At 34.4% G+C, this 19,426-nt stretch carries 15 protein-coding genes and 4 pseudogenes; 16 read left to right on the top strand and 3 right to left on the bottom strand.

What is annotated here, in order from left to right:
- Positions 1-88: 88 nt before the first annotated feature.
- From ACX27_RS13485 to ACX27_RS13420, 15 genes and pseudogenes are all read left to right on the top strand, one after another.
- The gene (locus ACX27_RS13485) at positions 89-562 is read left to right on the top strand and encodes a hypothetical protein (RefSeq protein WP_144427453.1); all 474 of its coding nucleotides are present in this window, start codon (positions 89-91) and stop codon (positions 560-562) included.
- A gap of 117 nt (positions 563-679) precedes the next feature.
- Entirely contained in the window at positions 680-1,297 is a 618-nt protein-coding gene (locus tag ACX27_RS32865; protein WP_200929943.1) for a glycosyltransferase family 2 protein, read from the top strand.
- Between the two features lie 229 nt (positions 1,298-1,526).
- The gene (locus ACX27_RS32860) at positions 1,527-2,312 is read left to right on the top strand and encodes a glycosyltransferase family 2 protein (RefSeq protein WP_200929942.1); all 786 of its coding nucleotides are present in this window, start codon (positions 1,527-1,529) and stop codon (positions 2,310-2,312) included.
- A 37-nt stretch (positions 2,313-2,349) separates the two neighbouring features.
- On the top strand, positions 2,350-3,543 hold the full coding sequence (locus ACX27_RS13475) for a hypothetical protein (RefSeq protein ID WP_062293183.1): 1,194 nt from the start codon (positions 2,350-2,352) through the stop codon (positions 3,541-3,543).
- 218 nt (positions 3,544-3,761) lie between these two features.
- On the top strand, positions 3,762-6,329 hold the full coding sequence (locus ACX27_RS13470; RefSeq protein ID WP_062293181.1) for a hypothetical protein: 2,568 nt from the start codon (positions 3,762-3,764) through the stop codon (positions 6,327-6,329).
- Between the two features lie 47 nt (positions 6,330-6,376).
- Entirely contained in the window at positions 6,377-7,726 is a 1,350-nt protein-coding gene (locus ACX27_RS13465; protein WP_083468735.1) for a glycosyltransferase, read from the top strand.
- Between the two features lie 5 nt (positions 7,727-7,731).
- A complete protein-coding gene (locus tag ACX27_RS13460; protein ID WP_062293178.1) occupies positions 7,732-8,799 on the top strand; it encodes an NAD-dependent epimerase/dehydratase family protein in 1,068 nt (355 codons plus the stop codon).
- A gap of 34 nt (positions 8,800-8,833) precedes the next feature.
- Positions 8,834-9,505, top strand: coding sequence for a class I SAM-dependent methyltransferase (locus tag ACX27_RS13455; protein ID WP_062293175.1), 672 nt, complete (start codon positions 8,834-8,836; stop codon positions 9,503-9,505).
- Positions 9,506-9,572: 67 nt separating this feature from the next.
- A pseudogene (locus ACX27_RS13450) lies at positions 9,573-10,642 on the top strand (NAD-dependent epimerase/dehydratase family protein).
- A 49-nt stretch (positions 10,643-10,691) separates the two neighbouring features.
- Positions 10,692-11,238, top strand: a pseudogene (rfbC, locus tag ACX27_RS13445) (dTDP-4-dehydrorhamnose 3,5-epimerase).
- 265 nt (positions 11,239-11,503) lie between these two features.
- Positions 11,504-12,367 carry a glycosyltransferase family 2 protein gene (locus ACX27_RS13440; RefSeq protein ID WP_335337832.1) on the top strand — a complete coding sequence of 288 codons (864 nt, stop codon included), beginning with the start codon at positions 11,504-11,506 and terminating at the stop codon, positions 12,365-12,367.
- Positions 12,368-12,428: 61 nt separating this feature from the next.
- Positions 12,429-13,323, top strand: a pseudogene (gene rfbD / locus ACX27_RS13435) (dTDP-4-dehydrorhamnose reductase).
- Positions 13,320-14,395 (top strand): annotated as a pseudogene (locus ACX27_RS13430) (glucose-1-phosphate thymidylyltransferase). Before rfbD ends, ACX27_RS13430 begins: the two co-directional pseudogenes overlap by 4 nt.
- Entirely contained in the window at positions 14,392-15,243 is an 852-nt protein-coding gene (locus ACX27_RS13425) for a glycosyltransferase (RefSeq protein WP_062293172.1), read from the top strand. The pseudogene ACX27_RS13430 and the gene ACX27_RS13425 overlap by 4 nt, the downstream one beginning before the upstream one ends.
- A 39-nt stretch (positions 15,244-15,282) precedes the next feature.
- Positions 15,283-16,377 (top strand): glycosyltransferase family 4 protein, encoded by a 1,095-nt coding sequence (locus tag ACX27_RS13420; protein WP_062293170.1) that lies wholly within the window; start codon positions 15,283-15,285, stop codon positions 16,375-16,377.
- Positions 16,378-16,497: 120 nt separating this feature from the next.
- On the opposite strand, the gene cysC is transcribed toward ACX27_RS13420, so the two are convergent.
- Both cysC and ACX27_RS13410 read right to left on the bottom strand, forming a co-directional pair.
- Positions 16,498-17,067 (bottom strand): adenylyl-sulfate kinase, encoded by a 570-nt coding sequence (gene cysC / locus ACX27_RS13415; protein ID WP_062293167.1) that lies wholly within the window; start codon positions 17,065-17,067, stop codon positions 16,498-16,500.
- Positions 17,068-17,406: 339 nt separating this feature from the next.
- Positions 17,407-17,619: a helix-turn-helix domain-containing protein gene (locus ACX27_RS13410; protein ID WP_062293164.1), complete on the bottom strand. Its 213-nt coding sequence runs from the start codon at positions 17,617-17,619 to the stop codon at positions 17,407-17,409.
- 158 nt (positions 17,620-17,777) lie between these two features.
- On the opposite strand from ACX27_RS13410, the gene ACX27_RS13405 reads away from it, so the two are divergent.
- Positions 17,778-18,263: a hypothetical protein gene (locus tag ACX27_RS13405; RefSeq protein ID WP_062293161.1), complete on the top strand. Its 486-nt coding sequence runs from the start codon at positions 17,778-17,780 to the stop codon at positions 18,261-18,263.
- A 216-nt stretch (positions 18,264-18,479) separates the two neighbouring features.
- Here the strand turns inward: ACX27_RS13405 and ACX27_RS13400 are convergent, their stop codons facing one another.
- A complete protein-coding gene (locus tag ACX27_RS13400) occupies positions 18,480-19,382 on the bottom strand; it encodes a S1 RNA-binding domain-containing protein (protein WP_062293157.1) in 903 nt (300 codons plus the stop codon).
- Between the last annotated feature and the right edge of the window lie 44 nt (positions 19,383-19,426).

The following is a 19,426-nucleotide window of genomic DNA, read 5'->3' as shown; positions in this document are numbered from 1 at the left end:
TACTCTCTACACTTATCATAACCTTTATAAATGGTTGGAAGCTAGTTTAGATAGCAGAAATAAATATGATAGTTTTGAAAAATTTTTAATGTACTGTTTAGGCTTAATTCAAGTAAATCTAACTCATGAAGAAATTACTTACTTTTGGCAATTAGAGTATGAACTAACTCAGAAAGTAAACCTAAATTCTGATATGAGTTTTGATAAGTTCTTTACTACCTTTAATTTAATTAATAGTTCTGAGCTTATAACTACGAAGATTAACCGTTTAGAAGCTCAATTACAGCAAACTCAAGTAAAATTAGAGCGATCGCAGTCTCAACTTCAAAATACACAGTATGAGTTAGAGCGATCGCAAATTATGATAGCAGCAATGGAAAGTAGTAAATTTTGGCAGATACGAACAGTATGGTTTAATTTCAGACGTGCGATTGGTTTAGTCAATGCAAATGTTTCCTTCCGTCAAAGTTTATTTTCAAGAGCAAAATATCTTTTGCCTATTTTTCGAGCCAAGGGATTCAGCTACGGATTTGATCAAATACTCAAAAAAAAATATTCTTAAAGTTTAACTTTAAATTAAACCCTGTTTTAGCATTGCCAGGTGTTCCTCATGCTAATGACATTGACTATCAGAGGTGGTTGAACATAAACTACCCTACTCAGGATGCTTTAAAAAAAGATGCCTGCACAGGTAGATTTATTAACTTACAAGCCTCTCATTAGCATTGTTATGCCTGTTTTTAATACACCTGCAAATTTTTTGCGGGAAGCTATTGATTCAGTCTTAAATCAGGTTTATTCATATTGGGAGTTATGTATTGCTGATGATGCTTCTACAGATAATCAAATCAGACAAATTCTTGAAGACTATTCATCAAAAGACTCTCGGATAAAAGTTGTCTTTAGAAATGAAAACGGTCATATTTCGCGTTGTTCTAACTCAGCTTTAGAGCTTGCTACTGGTGAATTCATCAGTTTACTAGATCATGATGATATTCTGACTCCTGATGCCCTATATGAAGTAGCTTTATTGCTCAATCAGCATCCAGATGCAGATATGATCTATTCTGATGAAGATAAAATGGCTGAAAATGGGAAACTTCAAGATCCATTTTTTAAACCAGATTGGTGTCCTGACTCATTTTTATCTCGAATGTATACCTGTCATCTAGGCACTTATCGACGGGAATTAGTAGAAAAAATTGGTGGTTTTAGAGTAGGTTATGAAGGCAGCCAAGATTATGATTTGGTCTTAAGGTTAACAGAAAAAAACAACGCGGATTTTTCACATACCTAAAATACTATACCACTGGAGAATTCATCCTCAATCTGCTGCAAGCAAAGCTGATCAAAAGCCTTACGCTGTAATAGCAGCAGAAAAAGCATTAGCAGATGCACTTGTTAGACGAGGTGAAGATGGTAGAGTTACAGAAGCTAAAAGCCTGGCAGGACATCACATCATTCGATACACAATTAAAGACTATAAACTTGTCAGTATTATTATCCCCACAAGAGATTTAGGTAATATGTTAGACAAGTGCCTAACATCTATTTTTGAAAAAACAACTTACCCCAATTACGAAGTTATTCTTATAGACAATGGTAGCCAGGAAGAAAATACGTTTAGGATTTTTTCTAAATGGCAACAAAAAGAACCCAACAGATTCCAATGCCATCGCCTAGATATTCCTTTTAACTACTCCAAAATTAATAACTATGCTGTAAATCAAGCCAAGGGAGATTACTTACTGTTTTTGAATAATGACATCGAAGTAATTACTCCTGACTGGATAGATGCAATGGTTGAACAAGCTCAAAGACAATCTATAGGAGCTGTTGGAGCCTTACTTTTATATCCTGATAATACCATTCAACATGCTGGCGTAGTTCTAGGTATTGGTGGAGTGGCCGCCCATAGTCATAAAAATTATTTAAGTGATTCACCAGGATACTTTGATCAAATTGCAACTGTAAATAACTATTCAGCTGTGACAGCAGCTTGTTTAATGTGCAGACGAGAAGTTTTTGAAGCAGTAGAAGGTTTTGAAGAAAAACTTGCAATTGCTTTTAATGATGTTGACCTATGTTTAAAAATTGTTAAAAAAGGTTACAGAAACATATATTTGCCACACGTGATGTTATACCACTATGAATCTAAAAGCCGAGGTTACGAAGATACACCGGAAAAGCTAGCAAGGTTTCTCCAAGAAACAGAGTATATGCAGAAAAAGTGGAAAAAGTTTATTGACTACGATCCCTGCTATAGTATTAACTTGACATCTAAACACGAAGATTACAGCATAAATATTTGACATCATCACTATTTGATTATAAATATTGAAATCACGCATGAAAGCTTATTTGCTCAAATTTTTAAATATTCATAATAATCAGGCATCATTTTATACTCATTTGCTAATATTTATACTTGCTTTTGTATTATTAATAACTAGGCGACCTGATGCAATCTTCAATCCCCAGTTTTGGGCAGAAGACGGAAGTATATTTTATGCCCAAGCTTACAACAATGGAATAATAAAATCATTATTTTCACCGTTCGCAGGATATTTAAATATTGTCCCTAGGTTAACGGCTGCCTTTAGTACAATTTTGCCCTTAAAAGCAGCACCCCTTTTGTTTAATTTGATTGCCATCATAATTCAAATTTTACCAGTTAATTTTTTAATTTCCTCTAGATTTTCCAAAATTATGCCAAATCTAAATCATAGAATTGGCTTATCCTTTGTCTATTTAGCTTTGCCCGGATGCTCTGAAATTCATGCAAATATTACTAATGCACAATGGCATACAGCACTTTTGATGTTCATGGTAATTATTACACAGTCTTGTAAAACTCTAGTTAATTTATTTGACCTAATAGTTGTTTTGCTAGGAGGATTGACGGGGCCATTTTCAATAATATTAATACCTTCTATTTTATTTTTTCAATACTTTAAAAATAAAACAAAAAGCATTAATGGAATTAAAAACTTATTCTACCCAAAGTTTTTGATTTTAACAGTCACAGCCTTAATTCAAATGTTTGTTATTATTACTGATAATCGAGGTCAAGAACGACTCGGTAAAATAGATGGAAATAACATTAACATTTTATCCTTTGATTTTATATTTACATTTTCAAAAATTTTAACTAATCAGCTTTTTTTAATATCACTTTTAGGTAATAAATTTACAGATTATATAGTAAAGATTTTACCAGAAAATTTATATATTATATTGATTTTCATAGTGGTAATTATAGGAATGAGTACTTTAATTTATTTATTAATCAAAACGCCCATAGAGCTAAAATCATTTATTATATTTGCTGCTCTGATTCCGGTTACAATTTTAGTGTCTGAATTTCACAGTATAGATGTTTTTGCTTTTGTTGGTACTGCTGGACGTTATTGGTTTAACTTAATATTGGGCTTTGTAGTAGGAATTATATGGTTGTGTAATTTTTTTATACAAAAAAAAATATTTTCTTTTACGAAAAGGAATATTAATTACATTGTTAGTAATCTTCATGGGAATAATTAGTGATTGGCAGCATCCTCCTTTTACTGATTTCAGATTTTTTGACTATGCTGATAAATTTACTGCTTTACAACCTGGACGACAAATGACAATTCCAATTAATCCAAACTGGTCTATGAAATTAATAAAGAAATAGCAAATACTTTATATATTAGGAATTACTATTTTAGTACTTAAGCACTATGATTCAAAAATTTGATTTTAATAGTTAGTTAGAAGATATGAGATTAGATAAACTTATTAGTATAGTATCTATTATTATATGTTTATATATATTTTTTGCCTTTCTTACCTTGCCTTCAGGAGTAAGAATAGGACTTGATCCATCTTGGCAATATGCAATTAGTCGTGCTGCTTTAAATAAACTTTATTTTGGGAAAGATATTATATTTACCTATGGGCCATTGGGTTATTTAATTCAAGGTGCTGTAATTGAAAAAAACTTTTATCCTATATTGATATTTCGTCTAACTGTTGAATTAATAACCTTTTGTGTCAGTATTGCAACAATTAAAATTCAAAAAAATAACCTCAATAAATTCATACTATCTACTAGTATATTTTTAGCTTACTTACTTGGTTTATTCATTGATTACAAGATAATCTTTGCATTGATAATGGTTTTGTCTTGGGATAATGTTATTAACAACAAAAACATTAGAATATGGGCTTTGGGGCTTGGCTTATTATCAGGATTATGTTTGCTTATTAAGTTTAATATGGGAGTTTGTATACTAGGAATAACTATCTTAATCCTTCTATCCGAAGTCTGGAAAAGTTTCAAAGCTCAATCACACATATCCCAAAGTTTATGTGCTTTTTTAGATTTTATCATAGCAGCATTAACTACCTCTTTCTTATTGTTGAACCCAAATTTAGCAGATAATTTTAGACTAGTTATTTTATGTGTATTTTTTGCGATATTATTAGGAATTATATTGTGGGCAATTAAAACAAAAATACTAGAAAAAACAAGTAATTTTAATATTTCTATATCAAACAATGCAATATATAAAAAAATTAATTTCAAAAATACTTTTTATTTGATATACACATTTGCTATTTTTATAACAAGTTTTTATACATCTCCTCATTTATTAAATTATTTAAGGGGTTCGCTCGAAATTTCTTCTGGCTATTCTAGTGCCATGAGTATAGTTGGCTCTCCTTGGGAAGTAGGGTTTGCAATTGTAGGAATTTTAATAGTACTTTTAGTATTAATTCAACTCATACGCCAAAGTCAAAAATATTTAGGTCTGAGCTTGGCTTTAGCTATTACTTTGTGGATGAGTTTTAAGCATGGTTATGTGCGCCAAGATGGTCATGTTTATATTTTTATAGAATCCTTACTTATAATATCTTCTATAAGTATTACCAAATTAAACAATAAGTTTAAATTTTTTAAAAACATAACCTTAGTTTATCTTGGAATAATTATTTCTATATATTGTTTTGCATCATCTCCCTTAGTCAATTCCAATGCAAATGTTGGTTTAAAACTGTTTCAGTATTTTAAACCAATCAACATTATTAATAAAGTAGTAGCTTTAACAAAAACAGAAAATCTACGTCATAATATTAATACAAATAGTAGTTTAGAATTGGCAAAGGTTAAGCTTCCTGAACAGATATTAAAATTACTCAATAATCAAACAGTAGATATTTTACCCTGGGAAATTTCACTTGCTGAATCAAATAATCTTAAATGGCATCCAAGACCTATATTTCAGTCTTATGCTGCCTATACTAAATTTCTAGACAAAGCCAACTTTCATAGTATATCAAGTCAGCCACCTATTTACATCATATATGGTTTTAATGCTATTGATAACCGACATCCTTTCTTTGATGAACCATCTACTTTCTCTTACATAGTTTGCAATTATAAATTGTCATCGAAATTTAATGAAGTAATAAAATTACATACATCTGAAGTCTCTAATATGTTTTTGCTTGAAAAACTTGGTAAAAATATATGTTTATCCTCTATGGAGGGTGAAGAATTAACAAGAAAATGGAATGAATCCACGAATATTTCAGACTCATCTCATTTAGTTCGAGCATCTGTTAAATTCAACTACTCATTTTTAGGAAAAATATACAAAACGATATTTAGAGCGCCTCCTGTGAAGATTGATATTCTTTTCAAAAATTCTAGTAGCCACTCTTTTAGAATAATTCCTGAAAACTCTGAAAATGGTATTATCATCAGTCACTTACCGTTAAATGATATTCAAGCTCTTTCATTTTTTAAGGGAAAATGGAACCAGCGAGTACGATCCTTTAAGTTTTCGGCTGTTAATCCTTTTTTATATAAACAAGATATTCAGATAAAACTTGATACTTATCAAGTAGATCCATCTATTCAAATTCGAGATAAATCTCTTGATATAACCAACCTGAAAGGAATAAAGTTTCTACAAGAACCCACTGAAGAATATATAGGTTCATTGGACTCTCCAGAAGTAAGCTTTGAAAAAGGAGAAGAAATATATTTACATGGATGGACAGTGTCTAAGGTCAATCCTCAACAGCCAGTTTCAATTCTTGTAACATATAGCGATGCAAATATTCCTCTAGCGATGACTAAAACAAGTTGGGATAGATACGATGTTGGAGAATTTTATAAAAATCCAAACTATAATCAATCAGGTTGGTCAATATCTTTAGACTCAGATAATCTCCCTAAAGATACTCCTATTATTAAAATTTGGATTTACGATCCAGTAAATAAAACTGCTAGACGATTTAAAGAACAACAAGACTTAAAACTAAATTATATTCAATAATGTTAATTATATGTTGAATGAATGTTTTAGTATTTTAGTATTTAATCATGATTATTTCAGGCTTGCATTTAAGGTGTAAAATCAATTTATGTTCAAAAAACTTTTTTTCTCTAAAGGTTTTAAAGTTCCTCCTAGGTGGTGGTTTAGCGGCAGCACTAAATTTAGCGTTAATTTTTTTACTAATTGAAAAGTTAAACTATAATACCCCTTTATTACGAAATATCGCTAATGTATTTTCAATAGAAATTTCCCTGGTATTTAGCTTCTTCGTCTATAGAACTTGGGTTTGGACTGGTGGAATCTGGAATTTTAAAGAAGTATTTTTACGACAACTACCTCTTTATCATGTTTCTGCTGGTGTAGCGGTGATTGCTCGAATTTTTCTGATATTCCCACTTTTAGATTGGTTCGGTGTTAACTACGCTATCAATACTTTAATAGGCGTGCTTTTAAGTGCATCTATTAATTATTTAATTAGTGATAGGTTTGTTTTTAAAACTCCATCTAAAAATAATTACCATCAATCACAAATAATAAACTCATCAGATACATATTATCCCGAATCCTTAGCTCCCGCTTTATCAGGAAATTCAAAAGTCAGGAAGGCAGAACCTCAAAAGGTATCAAAACCAGTCAATAGTCTATCAATAGTGATTCCAGCTTATAACGAAGAAGATTGCATAGTTCAAACTGTTAATACTATTAGTCAATTCCTGGAACAAGAAAATATAGATTATGAAATTTTAGTTGTGAACGATAACAGTAAGGATAAGACTGAAGAATTATTGCAGCAGATGAATACTGAAAATGGTAGGCTGCGATATATAAATAATTATTATCCTAATGGTTTTGGTTTTGCAGTGCGCTGTGGGTTGGAGAATTTTACAGGTGATGCTGTAGCAATAGTTATGGCAGATAGCTCAGATGCACCAGAAGATATAGTATCTTACTACCATAAACTCCAAGAAGGTTACGATTGTGTTTTCGGTTCTCGCTTTATTAAAGGCGGTAAAGTAATTGACTATCCTAGCCATAAATTATTTATAAACCGTTTAGCAAATTTGTTTGTTCAAATATTATTTGGTCTTAAATTCAATGATACAACTAATGCTTTTAAAATTTATCGCAAAGAGGTAATCGAGGGCATTACACCATTAATATCTCACCACTTTAACTTAACAGTAGAACTACCTCTTAAGGCAATTGTTAGAGGGTATTCTTATACAACTATTCCTATAACTTGGCGCAACAGAACCACTGGAGTTTCTAAGCTAAAACTTAAAGAAATGGGCAGTCGATATTTGTTTATAGTTTTGTATATTTGGTTAGAAAAGCATTTAGCACGTGGTGATTATCATCTTAGTAATAAAAAAACTGTTATTAAATCAAAGGCTTAAAATAAATGTCAGACAGGATTTTAATTTTAGGAGGAGCAGGTTTTGTTGGTAGTTCTTTGGCAATTAGTTTAAAAAAGCAACATCCTCAGTGGACAGTTATATGTTTTGATAATTTACGCAGACGGGGTTCAGAATTAAACCTTCCTCGATTCAAACAATTGGGTATAGAGTTTATTCATGGAGATATTCGCTCTGCTAGTGATTTAGACCCTACAAATTTTAAAGTCGATACTATTATTGACTGTTCTGCTGAACCTTCTGTACTAGCAGGATTTTCCTCTCCCCAATATGTCTTACAAACGAATTTATTAGGAACTATCAATATTTTAGAATTAGCCAGACAAATTCGGGCTAGGTTATTATTTTTATCCACTAGCCGTATTTATCCTATTGAAAAACTGAAGTCAGTTAGTTTAATAGAATCAGCAACCCGCTTCAACATTGCATCGGAACAAATAATACCTGGGGTGTCTGAACTTGGGATTGCTGAAGAATTCACACTCCAAGGCCACCGCTCTTTATATGGTACAACTAAACTTGCTTCGGAAATGCTGATTGAAGAGTATAGACAGGCTTATGGTATTCAGGCAATAGTTAACCGTTGTGGCGTAATTACAGGCCCTTGGCAAATGGGTAAAGTTGATCAAGGTGTTTTTGTGTTGTGGCTGGCTGCACACTATTTTGAAAAATCTTTAAGTTACATAGGGTATGGCGGTGCAGGTAAACAAGTTAGAGATTTATTACATATTGATGATTTGTTAAGCTTGATTGATTATCAGCTAGAAAATTTCTCGGACTTAGACGGAGATGTTTTAAATGTTGGTGGAGGTATAGAAAACAGCTTGTCTTTGTTAGAGACTACTAAACTATGCGAAGCAATTACTGGTAAATCTATTTTAATCAAATCAGAAGCAACAGCTAGACAAGGTGACATACCTATATATATTACAGATGCTTCTAAAATAATTGCTAAGACTGGATGGAGACCAATCAGGAATCCAGAACAAACTCTGCAAGATATTTATGGTTGGATTCTTGAATTGGAAGACATACTTAAGCCCATATTATCTTAAAATTTAATTTATAATTCAACTGTGGGCAAAAACTATGAAAAAAGAAGAGTATATTGAAAAACTTTACTCTAATCGTTTCAATCCTCAACAGAAAAAGACAAAAATAATACTTTGGAGAGCTTTAATTGAAGAGTTTCTACAAAAACATATAGGAAAAAATTCTGTAGTTTTAGATATTGGAGGAGGTTATTGCGAATTTATTAATAATATTCAAGCAAGAGAAAAGTATTTAATAGATATCAACCCCGATTCTCAACTATTTGCCAATCCTGATGTCAATGTTATTAACCTAAATATTTTGGATATAGAAGAACAGAAGAGGATAAAAACAAGCTTCGATAGGATATTTATTTCAAACTTTTTTGAACATTTAAATAATAAGGAAGAGCTAATTGAAATTCTATTATTTTGTTTTAAATACCTCAACCCTGGAGGTTCAATATTAATTATTCAGCCTAACTTTAAATATTCTTTTAAGGAATATTATGACTTTATTGATCATCAACTACCAATTACTCACCTTGCACTTCAAGAATTATTACATACTCTAGGATTTAAAATTGATATTTTAATTCCTAGATTTTTGCCATATTCAACTAAAGGCAGACCAGGCTCACCTCATCTTTTAAAACTATACCTCAAATTACCATTTATTTGGAATTTGCTCGGAGGGCAGATGTTTATTAAAGCATCCAAACCAACATAATTCAATTTAATTTACGATGAACGTCCATTTTCTTTTAATCTATTAATTGTATTTTGAGGTAAATACTATGCCCACTGTTTTAATTACTGGTTCCTCTGGTCTGATTGGTTCGGAAGCTGTTCACTTTTTTTGCCCAACATGGTTTTAATGTTGTAGGTATTGATAATAATATGCGGGCAGTATTTTTTTGGTGAATCTGCTTCTACAGATTGGAATCGTCGTATCTTGGAAGACAAATATGGTGATAGCTATCGTCACTATGATATTGATATTCGCGATCGCTCCGCAGTAGAAAATCTGTTTCAAGAATATTCTTCTGATATTGCTCTGATTATCCATACAGCAGCACAACCATCCCATGACTGGGCTGCTAAAGATCCACATACAGATTTTACAGTCAATGCTAATGGTACTTTAGTACTATTAGAAGCAACTCGGCAATATTGCCCAGAGGCAACTTTTATATTTACTTCAACCAACAAAGTTTATGGCGATACTCCTAATTATTTGCCATTACAAGAGTTAGAAAATCGCTGGGAAATTGCCGCAGATCATCAGTACGCGGAGGGAATTGATGAATCAATGTCAATTGACAATTCTAAACATTCCTTATTTGGTGTTTCTAAAGTTGCAGCAGATGTATTAGTTCAAGAATATGGCAAATACTTTGGGATGAAGACTGCTAGCTTTAGAGGTGGTTGTCTAACTGGCCCTAATCATTCTGGCGCTCAGTTGCATGGGTTTCTAGCATACTTAATGAAATGTACTATTTCTAATGAAACTTACACAATATTTGGCTATCAAGGTAAACAGGTCAGAGATAATATACACAGTTATGATTTAGTAAACGCTTTTTATCACTTTTATCAAAATCCCCAGTGTGGAGAGGTATACAATATCGGTGGTTCTCGGCATAGCAATTGTTCTATGTTAGAAGCAATCTCAATATGTGAGAATATCGTAGGCAAAAAGTTGCAATATACTTATACAGAACAGAATCGCTCTGGTGATCACATTTGGTATATTTCAGATGTGAGAAAGTTTCGCCTTCACTATCCAAACTGGGAATACAAGTATAATCTTGAACAGATATTAGAAGAAATTTATTATGCTCAGGTATCTCGAAAAGCCAGTTAATTTTAAGTGATAAAATAATCACGTCAAAAGATACATTTCCTCAAAATCTGTGAAAGTTATCGATACAACAATACCTGAGATATTACTAATAGAACCGCAAGTATTTGCTGACGCACGCGGCTTTTTTTTTGAATCGTATAACCAACAAAAATTTACTGATAAACTTGGTCATCCTTTTAACTTTGTTCAGGATAACCATTCTTTTTCTAAAAAAAAATGTTTTACGCGGACTGCATTATCAAATCATTCAACCCCAAGGTAAATTAGTCCGTGCTGTGGTTGGTAGTATTTTTGACGTAGCTGTAGATGTTCGCAAAAGTTCACCTACTTTTGGACAATGGGTAGGGTATGAACTCAGCGCGGAGAACAAACGCCAATTTTGGATACCACCGGGTTTTGCTCATGGTTTTTTAGTACTTTCGGAAGTGGCGGAGGTGCTTTACAAAACTACAGATTACTATGCACCCCAAGGCGATCGCACTATTCTATGGAATGATCCAGATTTAGCTATAGATTGGCCTATCCAAGAACCACCAATATTATCAGCTAAAGATAGTCAAGGTCAGACATTTAAAAGTGCAGAAATCTATGAATGATTCAATCTGACTGCTGGGTGCCAACTGTAAAGGAGGTCAATAACTACACAAATCTCGCTCCAAAAGACAAAATCATGACTCTTGCATAGCTTGATATAGACCTACTTGACTCAACGCACTGTTGCAAAAGCTATTTTTGAGGTCATCCATGAAAATAACTTGAGGATAAAACATGAATAAGTATAGGCAAAGTAAATAATGGAGCAATACAAAATAGCAGCTTACATAACAGCTTATGAAGATTCAACAGCAGTAAAAAAATTGTATTAATGCAATTTTTAATCAATCTATAGCTGTTGATAAGCTACTCATAGTAGATAACTCCATACAACAACCTTTACTTCATCTTGCAAATCAAGAAAATATTATCGTCAAGTTTCATCCCGAAAATATAGGAATTGGTGCAGGACTAACTTTGGCAATTAAATGGGCAATTGAGGAAGACTATGATTTCTTATGGGCTTTTGATCAGGATAGTGTAGCCCATAAAGATTGTTTAATTAGACTTATAAGTACTTACAAAACTCTTACTAAGTCTGATTATTTAATTGGGATACTTGCGCCAGCCGCATTTGATCAGAGAAGTAATAAAAGCGTTGATGGAGCAATATTTGATCAATATCGCTTTCTTGCTTATAAACCTTTAAGTGAGGAGCAATATTATGAATGCGATTCACCTATTACTTCTGGTTCATTAATCGTTTTGAATGCAGCCAAAAAAATTAGTTATCCTCGTGCAGATTTATTCATTGATGGTGTTGACCTTGATTACGGCTTGCGACTAAAACAACAAGGTTTCCATAATCTGATTGTCCCTCAAGCCATCATGTATCACAATTTTGGTAATCCTATTAAAATAAATTTTCTCCAAAAAGAGCGTTACATACAAAAATACTCAGCTTTACGGCACTATTATATCTGTCGTAATCATACTTACTTAGAAACTCGTTATGCTCAAGGCTATTATCGTTTAACAAGTGTACTATGGCGGATAAAATATATGCTGAGTACTATGTTTTGGATTATGTTTTATGATTTGAATTTGGAGCATAAATATCTCAAACTCTGGGCTTGTCTATTGGGAACTTATCATGGTTTAAAAGGTAAACTTGGAAAAACTTGGACATGATTTAATATGGTTGAAATTTTGCAGAATAGCAACGTTCAGGCATTTAAAAGTGCAGAAGTCTATGAATGATTCAATCTTATTGCTGGGTAGTAACGGTCAAGTCGGTCAAGAACTACAAAAAAATCTTGACCCCGCAACACAAAATCATAGCCTTTGCACGCCCTGAAATAGACCTGACTCAACCTGATACTCTACGCCAAATCATCAGAGAGATCCAACCAAAAATCATTATTAATGCTGCGGCTTACACTGCTGTAGATAAAGCTGAAACTGAACCGGAACTAGCTACAGCCGTAAATGCAACAGCACCGGAAATCATTGCCCAAGAAAGTGCAGAACTTGGCTCGTTTTTAATTCATATTTCCACAGATTATGTATTTGATGGTCAACAAAGTCAGCCATACAAAGAAACTGACGCAACTAACCCATTAAATACTTACGGGAAAACTAAACTTGCAGGAGAAATAGCAATTACCCAAACAACTCCCCATCACCTTATTCTCCGCACAGCTTGGGTTTATGGCAGCTTTGGTAAAAGTAACTTTGTCAAAACGATGCTGCGACTGGGTAAAGAACGTCCAGAAATCAGGGTAGTTACAGACCAAATTGGTAGTCCTACATGGGCGCGAGATATTGCTGGGGTCATCGCCCAAATTATCCCCCAATTAACACCAGAAATTGCCGGCACTTACCACTACACCAACAGTGGCGTAATTAGCTGGTACGATTTTGCTGTGGCGATTTTAGAAGAAGCTCAACAATTAGGCCTTCCTCTCACAGTGCAGAACATTATCCCCATTACCACCGCCGAATACCCCACATTAGCCCGTCGCCCTGCTTATGCTGTGCTGGCTTGTGGGAAAATATCACAAGTTTTAGGAACTCACCCAGCTTATTGGCGACACAGCCTGAGACTCATGCTCCAAGAATGGCTCTCTAAATCTGGATCATTATGAAAGCACTAATTCTCTCTGGCGGTAAAGGCACACGTCTACGTCCACTCACTTATACAGGCGCAAAACAACTTGTTCCCGTTGCCAATAAACCAATTCTATGGTACGGAATTGAAGAAATGGTGGCGGCCGGGATTACAGATATTGGAATTATTATCAGCCAGAAACGGGGAAAGAAGTACAAAGCAAAACCGGAGATGGCAAACTTTTTGGAGCGAAGATTACTTACATTTTACAAGACCAGCCAGCCGGGTTAGCTCATGCAGTGGCGATCGCTCGTTCTTTTTTAGCAGATTCACCCTTTATTATGTATCTGGGCGATAACTTGATTCAGCAAGGCGATTTAAGTTTTTTTCTGGAAAAATTTACTCAACAACAACCAGATGCGTTAATTCTTTTACGTGAAGTTGTTAATCCTAGTGCTTTTGGTGTAGCTAAGGTTGATGATAACGGGCGAGTATTGCAATTAATTGAAAAGCCGAAAATTCCCCCATCAAATTTAGCCTTAGTAGGCGTTTATTTCTTTTCTCCCATTATTCATCATGCGATTTCTTTAATTCAGCCTTCACAACGAGGCGAGTTAGAAATCACCGATGCTATTCAATGTTTAATCAATCAGCAAAAACAAGTTTTAGCTTGTAATTTAGACGGGTGGTGGCTAGATACTGGGAAAAAAGATGATTTATTAGAAGCTAACCGTTTAATTCTAGATACTTATTTAACGACATCTAATCTAGGTGAAGTGGATGAGAAAAGCCAAATTATTGGGCGAATCCAAATAGGTGCTAATTCTCGAATTATTAATTCTACAATTCGTGGCCCAGTGATTATTGGTAGCGATTGTTATTTAGAAAATTGTTTTATTGGCCCTTATACTAGCATTGCTAATAACACCACCCTCATCGACACCGATGTAGAACATAGCGTAATTTTAGAAGGTGCTAAAATTGCTGGAATTGACCAGCGGATTATTGATAGCGTTATTGGTCAACGAGCAGAATTAACAATTGCTCCCCGCCGTCCTAAAGCTTTGCGCTTTTTGATTGGTGATGATTGTCACATCGAACTGACATGATTTACTTTTTAACAGTTAACTATTACTCGACTAATCTGTTAACTAAATTAATTAATTCGTTACCCTCCAGTAATCACAGTAATTATAAACTCATTATTGTCAATAATTCCTCTGATGATACTGAGATTAATAGTCTCAGAAATCAATGTGTGCAGATTATCCATGCTGAAACTAATATTGGTTTTGGTCAGGCTTGTAACTTGGGTATAAAATATATTTATCAAGAAAATAAGCAAGCAATTATTTGGATAATTAACCCTGATGCTTATTTACAAGAAAATTCTTTAGCAACAGCCCAGATATTTTTTGATTCTCATTCTGAACTATCAATTATTGGTTCTATAATTTATACACCTACAGGTGAAGTCTGGTTTGGCGGTGGTAATTTTATTCCTGCTACTGGTGTTATTTTCAGCCAAGATATGTTAACAAATACAGATATAGATTACATTACTTGTGATTGGGTTTCGGGCTGTAGTTTAATTATTAATTTAGGCAACTTCTCAGAAATACCTTTATTTGATCCAGCATACTTTCTTTATTATGAAGACTTTGATTTTTGTAGACGTTATGCCCAACAAGGGTATTTGGTAGCAGTCACAAAAAAATTTAGTGTCATTCATCAGCCTTCTTCCATTACCAATCGCAATATGTTCCTGAAACTTAAATACAGCACATACAGCTATTTATTAACATTAGAAAAATATACAAATAAAACAGTACAAATAGTTAGATTAGCTAGACTAATTCTGTATTCTTTCATTTTATTCCCGATTAAACCACAGATGGCATTAGGAAAAATAAATGGTGTGTTAATCTATTTGAGGCGATATCCACATCAGAGCTAGTGTGATTGTTAAGGGCTTTTCTTGTGCAAAAATATTTGAATGAATAAAACAGAGAATGACTCATCCCATCAGCTAATTATTAACTTATCGATACTTTTAGCTAAACCAACAGGCATCAGTAACTATGCCCAAAATCTTTTTCCTTATTTAAAATCTCTAAATCCTACTTTATTAACTGCCTATAATTACCCTGAGTTTAATTGCTATTCTGTACCAAATAATCTGACTCCTGCTGATGGTACAAAAGGGCATTTTAACCGCATATTGTGGACGCAGTTTCAATTACCTAAAATTTATAGGGAATTAAAATCGCATTTTTTATTTTCGCCTCTACCGGAAGCACCTCTATATAGTAACTGTCGTTTTGTCGTGATGTCTCACGATTTAATACCGTTGCGCTTTCCTAAACGCTTTTCACCACTAACGCCATATCATCGTTACTATATTCCCCAAGTCCTAAAACAAGCACAGCATATTATTTGTAATTCTCAAGCTACGGCTGATGATATTGTTAGTTTTTACCAAATTCCAGCTAGTAAAATTACTCCTATTCCCTTAGCGCACGATCGCACCCATTTTCGTCATCTCAATTTACCAACTCGCAACTACTTTCTCTACATTGGTCGGCAAGACCCTTATAAAAATTTACAACGCTTGATGAATGCCTTTGCTGCACTCCCAAACCATCAAGATTATGAACTATGGTTAGCAGGGCCAACCGATGCACGTTACACCCCTATTTTGCAATTACAAGTTGAGGAATTAGGTATCACTCATCAAGTCAAGTTTCTCAACTATGTTGATTATCAAGAATTACCCAGTATTATTAATCGTGCGATCGCACTGGTGTTTCCTAGTCTGTGGGAAGGCTTTGGTTTCCCTGTTCTAGAAGCAATGGCTTGCGGTACACCAGTCATCACCTCGAACCTTTCGTCTTTACCTGAAGTTGCTGGGGATGCCGCAATTTTAATGAATCCCTACAATATTGCAGAAATTACTGAAGCGATGCAATTGCTGGCGACAAATTCAGAATTGCGATCGCATCTCTCTATTAAAGGTATCGCCAGAGCAAATTTATTTAGTTGGGAAAACACAGGAAAAGCTACTGCTGAAGTTTTAGCACGCTATTTGTGAATATAGAAATCCTAAATGATTTACAAACATCTTTCTCCCTTGTCTACCCTGTCATCCTTGTCTCCCTTATCTCTGTTGTTCACATATCAAATAGGAATGCAATAATATTAAACCCTACAATTATGCTGTCAAACTGGGTTTTTCACTACTAACTGAAGTGGCTCGAATATATTCCCTTGTTTCTAAATATTTGATAACTTTATTAATACTTTCTGTAATATTTTCTTGCTGAGTATTACAAACAATTTCTGGATTTAAAGGTTCTTCATAGGGGCTATCAATTCCTGTAAATTCTGGGATTTTTCCGGCTCTCGCTAAAGCATACAATCCTTTGACATCCCTTTGTTCACAAGCTTCTAAAGATGCTTTGACATAAACTTCAATAAAGTTATCATTCATCTGCCGGACTTGAGCGCGGCTGTCTCTAAAAGGACTAATTGCTGCAACAATAGCAACAACTTGATTACGACTCAACAAACTAGCAACAAATCCAATCCGACAGACATTTGTATCTCTGTCTTGTTTACTAAACCCTAAACCCTGAGATAGATGAGTCCGCACTACATCCCCATCGAGGATTTCGACACGAGAACCTCTTGCTTTTAATTCCAATGCAACACCTTGTGAAATTGTGGTTTTGCCAGCACCAGAAAGTCCAGTAAACCACAAAGTAAATCCTAAATTTTTCATTATTCCGCCTGAATAGATTTCCAAAAAGTCGGGAATAAAATAGCAAAAACTGTGAATAATACCCCAATTGCAGAAGTATATAAACCTGCTTCCTTAAGGCGGAAATTGTATCTTAAAACAATTAGTTTGCCAAGATAATGATTCAGAAGTACGGCTGTTGAGGATTAACTATGTTTTACAGATTTCTGGAGGCATTCTCCTACAATTCTTCATGGTGCGATCGCACTTGTGTTTCCTAGTATGCTTTCTTCTTTACTTAGCCTGGCTAGGAACACAGCAATTTTCGTGAATCTCCATAACATTGCAGAATTATTGAGACAAAATCTGAAGTCGGAAATTTTATTCTTGAACAACTTCGACCAATTCCTCAATCATCACATCAAAAGTCCTGGCTAACTTTTGAATGGCTGTAAAATCTACAGTTGCTAGTCCCGGCGATCGCGCGTAAGTTCTGAGAGTGCTGTAAACTACACCAGAACGGTCAGAGACTTCTTTCAGCGTCCAGCCTTTCTCCGCAGCAAACTCTCGAATCTTCAGGCGAATCATTCCCATAAGTTAGTTGACAATTGACTGGTATAAGTCTTTTAATAATTATACTCTATAAAAAGACCGCCTTCCGGCCTGCAAAACTGAAAGGCGATCGCATTGTTTACAAAAAGCATACTGTAAACACCGATAGGGTTCATTCTACCGAAGTTACAGATATTTTCATGGTATCATCACTCAAGCCCAGGACACTTGTCATCCGTGCATCAAAAATTGTTCATAAATCGTTATCTATTAATTCACTAGCAAGATTTGTCACAGAAGAAGCAATTTGTTTGATGTTTCGCATTGGCTTTGGTGATATACATACAATCGAATGCTGGCGGTATGTAGTTTACATCCATGCAAAGGGTGTAAGTAGGTTTGTGAGTTATGCTGATTTTCCGCCGATTTTAGGCGTAGAACCACCTACACCTGCTGAGTTTGTTAAATGGCGTAGGCGGTGGCGGAAACAACATGACTATGCTTACAGAAAGCAAGCGCCTGAATGGTGGACAGAATTTTTTATCAATGAGTTTTGGCAAACTATTTCTGAACATAACTTGCAAAGTTGGGGGGAGTTAATTGCTTTAATTAAATTTGCCTTTACAGAAGAAACTTTGCAGGAACTTAGAAAGAGTTATCGCTTAGAAAAATCTTTATTAAACTGATGTTGATTTCAAGTAAACATCTCTGGTTGAGAGTGTCATTAGTCATTAGTCATTTGTCCTTTGGAAATACAAATAACTAATGACTATTTTGGACTTATTAAAGCTGATCTGTTTAAGGTACAAGCAAGAATAATTAACCGCAGATAAACGCGGATGTACGCAGATGGAAACAGATAAAAAATTTGTACCTTAGTAGGCTAGGAAACGCGAGAACAGCTATTCAGCAGCTTTATTTGCCGCACGATGAGCGCGTGCTTCGGCTGAAGCCATGACTTCATCGAGATTTTCTAGAATTTCGCCAGGGAAATTTTCTAAAATTCTTGTAGAAATGGCAACTCTACCTTTGCCTTCATCCAAGTCAATAATGACAGCTTTAATTGTTTGACCGACTTGAAAGACTTTTTCGAGAGATTCAATGAATTTTTGGCTGACTTGCTTAATATGTAGCAAGGCACTCATGCCATTTAAATCAACAAACACTCCGAATGGTTTAATCCCAGTTACTTTACCTTCAACTAGCTGACCAATTTCTAACAAACTGAAATTACTCGAACGAGTTGCTAAACGTTGAGAAAGAATAAGTTTTTTATTGTTGCGGTCTACTTCCAAAAAGCCAGCTGTTAACGTGTGACCCTTGAGTGCTTCTAAGTTATCACGTTCTGCTAAATGCGATCGCGGAATAAACCCGCGCAAAGATTGAAAATCAACGGTGACACCACCTTTATTCACACCTGTTACCCGGACTTCTACCGTCTGGGAATTTTCTTGCATTTGCGCGACTTTTTCCCAGATATGTTGAATTTCTAACTGTCGGCGAGAAAGAGTTACTTGACCTTCTGCATCTTGTTCGCGGATAATCAAAAACTCTAATTCTTCATGTAAAGGCAGTACCTCCGATAAATCGGTAACAGCTCTCAAAGAAGCCTCATCGCGGGGAATATAAGCCGACGACTTGCCACCAATATCAACATAAGCACCATCTGGGTCAAGCTGGAACACTTTACCGTGAACCACCTGTCCCTTTTGAAACTGGTAGTCGTGTTTTTCTAGTGCTTGAGCAAAATCGTCCATTGTAAACGACGAATTGGCTTTTTGAGAAAGTTTCGATTCGGAATTCATGACTAATGAAAATTAATTGTTATTTAGCTATGACCACTGAATTT

Source organism: Nostoc piscinale CENA21 (assembly GCF_001298445.1).
GTDB lineage: Bacteria > Cyanobacteriota > Cyanobacteriia > Cyanobacteriales > Nostocaceae > Nostoc_B > Nostoc_B piscinale_A.
Note: the sequence above shows the minus strand (reverse complement) of the source record. Positions and strands in the feature narration are given on the sequence as shown.